5 protein-coding genes are annotated in these 6,640 nt (G+C 70.1%); 2 read left to right on the plus strand and 3 right to left on the minus strand.

Annotated elements, in window-relative coordinates:
- Positions 1 to 178: 178 nt before the first annotated feature.
- Complete coding sequence (locus tag AC1DU6_RS16140; RefSeq protein ID WP_477858289.1) at positions 179 to 1,216, minus strand: RNA methyltransferase; 1,038 nt, start codon at positions 1,214 to 1,216, stop codon at positions 179 to 181.
- Between the two features lie 71 nt (positions 1,217 to 1,287).
- On the opposite strand from AC1DU6_RS16140, the gene AC1DU6_RS16145 reads away from it, so the two are divergent.
- Together AC1DU6_RS16145 and ispD are read left to right on the plus strand one after the other, a co-directional pair.
- Complete coding sequence (locus AC1DU6_RS16145; RefSeq protein WP_457323364.1) at positions 1,288 to 2,037, plus strand: class II aldolase/adducin family protein; 750 nt, start codon at positions 1,288 to 1,290, stop codon at positions 2,035 to 2,037.
- A gap of 35 nt (positions 2,038 to 2,072) precedes the next feature.
- The gene (ispD, locus tag AC1DU6_RS16150; protein ID WP_056197954.1) at positions 2,073 to 2,756 is read left to right on the plus strand and encodes a 2-C-methyl-D-erythritol 4-phosphate cytidylyltransferase; all 684 of its coding nucleotides are present in this window, start codon (positions 2,073 to 2,075) and stop codon (positions 2,754 to 2,756) included.
- Here ispD and AC1DU6_RS16155 read toward each other — a convergent pair.
- The gene (locus AC1DU6_RS16155) at positions 2,746 to 5,808 is read right to left on the minus strand and encodes a fimbria/pilus outer membrane usher protein (RefSeq protein ID WP_477858290.1); all 3,063 of its coding nucleotides are present in this window, start codon (positions 5,806 to 5,808) and stop codon (positions 2,746 to 2,748) included. The genes ispD and AC1DU6_RS16155 overlap by 11 nt on opposite strands.
- A 26-nt stretch (positions 5,809 to 5,834) precedes the next feature.
- The coding region (locus AC1DU6_RS16160) for a fimbrial biogenesis chaperone (RefSeq protein ID WP_477858292.1) at positions 5,835 to 6,640 on the minus strand (806 nt) is incomplete at its 5' end.

Below are 6,640 nucleotides of genomic sequence, written 5' to 3' on the forward strand. Positions count from 1 at the left end.
CGGCCGTGGCTTGCRGGCACAGGGCCGTGCCGGCGATCAACGCGGCCATGCGGGCGTGGCTGGCCAGCGTCTGAAGCTGAGTCATGTCTTCTCCAAAAGGCATTCTTCTCGCAGCGAGGCTGCTGCGGCGCCGCGATTCTGCTTGTGGAACCGACCRTACCCGGCCTGACGGATACCCTCAGGCGTGAATCCTCACGACCCGCGCGGGCCGGCCCACCGCCTCGCGGGCACGCAACTGGCCGCAGCCACCTTCCACGTCCTGGCCGGCCGAGTCGCGCAGCTTGGTCAGCACGCCGCGGCTAGACAGCTCGGCGGCAATGGCCCGCGCGCGTTCCCAGCTCGGTCGCGTGAAGGGCAGGCCTTCGGCGCTGTTGAAGGGGATCATGTTCAACAGGCCATAGCGGCCCTTGAGCAGGCGCACGATGCCRTCCAGCTCCTCGGGCCCGTCGTTGACGCCGTCCAGCAGCGTCCACTGGTACTGGATGGGATAACCGCTGGATCGCGCATAGGCGTCGGCCGCCTCGACGAGTTCCTCGGGCGTGAGCCGTGGTGCGCGCGGCAGCAGCTCGGCGCGCTTGGCGGCGTCGGTCGTGTGCAGGGACAGCGCCAGGGCCGGCTTCACCTCGGCCTCGTTCAGCGCGGCGAAGGCGCGCTCATCGCCCACCGTCGAGAACACCAGCTGCTTGTGCGCGAAGCCTCCCTCGCGGCCCAGCAGCGTGATGGCGTCCAGCACATTGGCCAGGTTGTGCGAGGGTTCGCCCATGCCCATGAAGAMGACCTTGCGCAGCTTGAGGTTCTTGCGCCGGGCCAGCACCACCTGGGCCACGATCTCGGCACTGCCGACCTGGCGGATCAGCCCGTCCACGCCCGTCATGCAGAAGCGGCAGCCCACGGCGCAGCCCACCTGGCTGGACACGCAGACGCCGTCGCGCGGCAGCAGCACGGTCTCCACGGTCTGGCCATCGTTGAGGCCCAACAACAGCCGAGCCGACTCGCCATCGCTGCCGGCGTGCTCGCTGCGCAGCGTGACGAGGCTGTCCAGCTCCGCCATCAGCCCCGGCAGCACCGCCATGACCGCCTTGGGCAGGAAGCCCTGCAGCGGCCGCTTGCCGCCATCCAGCGGCAGGCCGTGCAGCCAGTGGCGCAGCACGCGGCTTTCGTGGTCGGGGTTGGCGCCGAGCGCACGCAGGCGCTGGCGGAGGTCGGCAATCAGCATGGGAACGGAGGTGACAACAGCCCGCGATTGTCGGCGCTATGCTGGATCGACCCTTTTCACGAGGAGACACCATGGCCAAGCCCGAGAACTGCGCCCCCGAAGAATGGGCCGTCCGCTGCGACCTCGCCGCCCTCTATCGCCTGGCGGCCCTGCACGGTTGGGACGACCTGATCTTCACCCACATCTCGGCCCGCGTGCCCGGCCCCGAGCATCACTTCCTCATCAACCCCTACGGGATGATGTTCGAAGAGATCACGGCCAGCAGCCTCGTCAAAGTGGATCAGGCCGGTGAGAAGGTCGCGCCCAGCGACTACAACGTCAACCCGGCCGGCTTCATCATCCACAGCGCCGTGCATGAGGCCCGCGAGGACGCGAAGTTCGTCATGCATCTGCACACGGTGGCCGGCGTGGCGGTCAGCACGCAGCGCGAAGGCCTGCTGCCGATCTCGCAGCACAGCCTGTTCCCGCTGGCCAGCTTGAGCTATCACGGCTACGAAGGCGTGGCGCTGAACCCCGACGAGAAGGTCCGCCTGGTCGCCGACCTCGGCAACACCTCGCTGATGATGCTGCGCAACCACGGCCTGCTGACCCTGGGCCGCAGTGCGGCCGACACCTTCCTGAAGATGTTCATGCTGCAGCGCGCCTGCGAGATCCAGATCGCGGCCCAGGCTGGCGGCGGCGAGCTGATCCGCATCCCGCAGCAGATCCTGGCCGGCATCCGCGCTCAGAGCGACAAGGTCATGCGCGGCTCCGGGGCCGAGCTGGCCTGGCCGGGGCTGCTGCGCCGCCTGGCGCGCCAGAACCCCGGGCACGACGACTGAGCCTTGGTCCCGCAGCCGGGCTGAGAATGGCGGGGATGACTGATCCCCGCTTGTTCGCCCTCGTTCCAGCCGCTGGTATTGGCGAGCGCTCAGGCGCCGCCGGCCCCAAGCAATACGTGCCCATCGCCGGTCGCCCGATGCTGGCGCACACGCTGGCTGCGCTCGCGGCCGTGCCCCGGCTGGCGCAGACGCTGGTTGTCTTGTCACCTGGCGACGATCGCTTCGAAACCGCTGTACCTGGCTACGCTGGCTGGGTTGCTCGCGTGGGTGGCGCAAGCCGCGCCGAGAGCGTGCTCGGTGGCCTGGCCGAACTGAGGCGACGTGGTGCGACCGACAACGACTGGGTGCTGGTGCATGACGCCGCCCGCTGCCTGCTGCGCCCGGACTGGGTCGATGCGCTGATCGATGCCTGCGAGCACGACGCCGTCGGCGGCCTGCTCGCCCAGCCCATCGCCGATACGCTGAAGGCCGGCGACGCCGACGGACGCGTCACGGCCACCGTCGACCGCCGCGACAAATGGGCTGCGCAGACGCCGCAGATGTTCCGCCTTGGACTTGTCGAGCGCGCGCTGACGGCGATCGGTGCGGCTGCGACGGACGAGGCCAGCGCCGTCGAAGCCCTGGGCCTCTCGCCGCGCCTGGTGCGCGCGTCGATGGCCAACTTCAAGGTGACCTGGCCCGAGGACTTCGAGTTCGCCGAGCGCTGCCTCAGAGTCTGAGTTCCAGATCCTCGCCGCTGAGGAAGTCCCCATTGGCCGGCACGTCCAGCCCGCGTTCCAGCTTGCCCTTGAGCTTGAGCTTGGCCGCCTGTTCGGGCGCAATGCGCAGCCGCAGTGCGCCGGGCGTGACCTGGTGGAAGAGGTAGTAGCCGTCGGCCGAACTGGTGGTCGTGGCGATGACCTCGTCCTTGCCGTTGACCAGTTCCACTTGGGCGTCGCCGATGCCGCGTTTCTTGCCGCCGGCCTCGACCAGATAGATGGTGCCTTCGACCTCGGAGCTCAGCACGACCGGGAACTCCAGTTGCTCCACACGCCCGGGCCGCGGCAGCACGCGCACGCCGGGTGTCAGCGGCTTCCACTGCGGGTCCTCGAGCGTGGCGGGGTCGAGCGCGATGTCGGCATAACGGCCTGGCGCCAGGCGGTTCAGCAGCGCGACGCCGCCGGTGTCGGTCAGTCGCGGGTGGCGGCCGCCGCCGTTGAGCAGGAAGCCGGCATTGGCCACGAAGTCCTCGCCGGGGTCGCGGATGCCGTTCATGTTGCGGTCGACAAAAGCGCGCGCCGACACGGCGCCGCTGCCGGCAAGCGGCTGGCCGTCGAGCTGCCAGCGACCGCTGCGCGGGTCGCKGTCCAGCGCCACGAAGAGCTGCAGGCCCATGGCCAGTTCATGCTGGCTGGAATAACTCGCGCTGACGGCCAAGCCGAAGCTGCCGAGGTTCTTGGCCAGGCCGCCCGACACCAGCGTCAGCCCCGAGTCCATGCTGCGCAGCAGGCCGGCGTTGATCTGGTAGCCGTCGGCGAGGTTGCGGTCGGCGCTGATGGCGACGGCCTGCAGGCTGGCACCGGGCTGCAGCCGGTACATGAGCTGGGCGTTCAGGCCGACGTCGGCCACGCGTCGGCTCAGCTGCAGCGCGCCGTCGGTGGTCGTGAAATCACCGCTGCGCTGCCAGCGCAGGCTGTTGGACAGGGCCGTGCCCCACAGCATGAGCGAGGTGCGCAGGCCGAGCTGGACATTGGACGGTCCCTGGTCCAGCGCATTGCGCACGGCGTTGAAGTCGATGACCAGGCGCGGCAGGCCGCCCAGGCGCACGCCACCCTGCAGCCGCAGCTCCTGGCGCTGGCGCACGCCGCCGGCCACGTCGGCGAACTGGTCGTTGATGAAGCCGCCCTGACGCTGGGTGTGCAGCAGGTCCAGCGCGAAGCCGCCCAGGCGCGTCTTCATGCCCAGCTCACCCAGGGCGCCGCCGCCGCGCATGGCGGTGAGCTGCGAGCTGAGGATCATCGAGTCGAGATAGGCCAGCAGGCCGAGCTGGCCATAGTCCAGCGCCTCGGCGACGACGCCGGCCACCAGGCGCGGGCGGCGCACCAGGCCGACCTTGCCGGTCAGCTTCTTGCCGATACCGATGTCGGCCTGGGCGACGCTGCGCACCGAGCCGTCGTCGGCGACCTGCGAGGCCAGCGTGTAGAACACCTCGCCGGGCTTCACGCTGGCCTGGTCGAGCAGGAAGCTCTGCTTCTCCACGCGCAACTGCCCCAGCGGACCGTGGAAGACGAGGCGGAACTCGTTGGCGCCGAAGGACAGCGGCAGGTCATCGAAGGCGTAACGGCCGTCGGCACGCGAGGACTGGTAGCCCAGCAACTGGTCGTTGTAGTACAGCGTCACGTCCCAGCCCGGCGGCAGGTCGCCGCGCAGGCTGTGTCGGTCGAAGCTGTTGGGCTGGTCCAGCGGCCGGTTGCTGACCGACACACCATTGCCCTTGGCGCTGCCCTGCATGACGTTGCGCACGCTGGGCAAAGCCAGGTTGCCCAGGGCGACGGAGCGCGCCCGCAGCGGCCCGAGCAGGCCGGCATCGGGGTCGTTGCGGGCCAGCGTCAGGCGCAGGTCGGGCGTGGCCTTGTCGTGGGTCTTGAGTACATAGGCGGAGCCTTCCATGCCGAGCAGGTCGCTGGTGATGTAGGCCGTGTAGGCCGCCTTGTACTGGCGCGAGTTCTTGCCGCGGCGCGCGTCGGCGCCGAAGGATTGGTCGATGGAGGGCACGTCGACCAAGCCGGGTGTGGAGCGTGCATAGGGGTAGTTCGGCCGTTCGGCGGGTTGCAGGCCAGCCAGGGCCGCGGCCAGGCGCTCGCGCTCCAGCCTTTCCTGCAGCGGCAGCTTCTCGCGCGGCACGACCTTGAGCTTGAGGGTCGCGAGGTCGACCTGCAGGTCCATCGGCAGCCAGCGCGTCAGCAACTGGCGCGACACATAGATGTYGTCGCCGACGACGCCGGCCAGGCGGGGCTCGAAGTTCTGTTCACGGCCGCCGAGGCTGACCAGGGACTCGGCCAGGTTCAGCGCAAAGCCGCGCTCGCCGGGCAGCCGGCCGTCGGCGCTGCCGCGGTCGGGCTTCACCTGGACGGCCAGCATCAGCAGGCGCGACAGCTCACCCAGCGGCAGCAGGGTCTGCGTGCCGTCCTGGTAGGCGGCCAGGCTGTCGGACACCACCTGGCCATCCAGCACCACCTCCAGCACCAGCAGGTTGGTCTCGTCGATGCGGCGCGGGCCTGTTGGCAGGGACGGCCGGGAGGGTGGCGTTGGCGGCAGGGCGGCGACGCTGTCGCGCGCGCGCAGGCGCAGCTGCCAGTGCGGCAGGTCCACGGCCAGTTCCAGGCTCAGCCAGCGGGCCAGCAGCTGCGTCGACACATAGATGTCGCCGCCAATGCCCTGGGCCAGCCGCGGCTCGAAGGACTGGCGCCGTTCGCCGATGCGAATGGTCGAGTCGATCAGGTCCAGGCAGAAGGGCTCGCCCGAGCCCGGCAGTGTGCCGGCGGCGCGGCCCGATGCGGTCTGCACGCGCAGGTCCAGCCCGAGCAGCTTGGAGACGGCCCCAAGCGGCAGCAGCACCTGGTAGTCGGTCTGGTAGGCGTCGAGCGGCTCGGCCAGCGTGCGGCCATCGAGCTGCACCTCGAGCTGGCGCAGCGGCTTCGGCRCGTCGTCGGGCGCGGCATGGGCCAGCAGCAACGGCGCAACCAGCAGGGCTGCGGCGGCGACGCGCTGGAGGATGCGGAGCGGAGCCATGGCGCCGAGCGGCGGGCGCCGGTCCGTCAGGGAAGGGCGAGGCTGGTCTCGGCCAGCAGCTTACCGCCGGCCTCGGGCCGCTCGCGCAGGGCGAGCTTCAGCGTGCCGGCGGGCAGGGCGTTGCCGGAGGGCAGCTGCAGCGGCAACTGCACACGCCGGGCCGCGTTGGGCACGTAGACGGCCACGCCGCCGGCGCGCGCCACCTCGAAGGTGACGCCGGCCGTGGTCGTGAAGGTGGCGAGCAGGTCGCCATAGAGGGAGCGGTTGCCTTCGCGCTTCATCTGGAAGGACAGCGTGCCGGGGCCGGTTGCCGAGCCCGGCTGCAGGGCGAGGTCGGAAAGCTCGGCCCTGGCATGCGTCTCGCCCTGGCGAACGATGACCGGGATGGAGGCGCCGACGAGGGCCTGGATGACGATGCCAACGTCCTTGCCCTCGCGCTTGGCCACGTCCTCGACGCTGCTGTTGCCGCTGGCCTCGGCCACGCGGTCGAACTGCAGATGCGAGCGGTATTCGCCAATGGCCAGCTCATCGGGCTTGCGCAGCAGGATGCGCACGATCTGTGAGCCGCCGGGCGGGATGGTGACCTGGCGTGGCGAGTAGCGCAGCATGGCATCGGCGAATTGCTCGCCGGGGCCGGGCGCGTCGATGGCGATGAACTCGCCATTCGGGCCCATGCGGCGGTTGACGAGGTTGATGCGATAGGTCTCGGGCGTCTTGCCCTGGTTCATCAGCTCGACCTGGGCGGCGCGCTGCTGCTTGTCGAAGACGATGCGCGTCGGGAACAGCATCAGGTCGGCCTGCGCCGCGCGCGCCAGCAGCAGCAGCCCGAGGG

This window comes from Roseateles sp. P5_B10 (genome assembly GCF_056400485.1).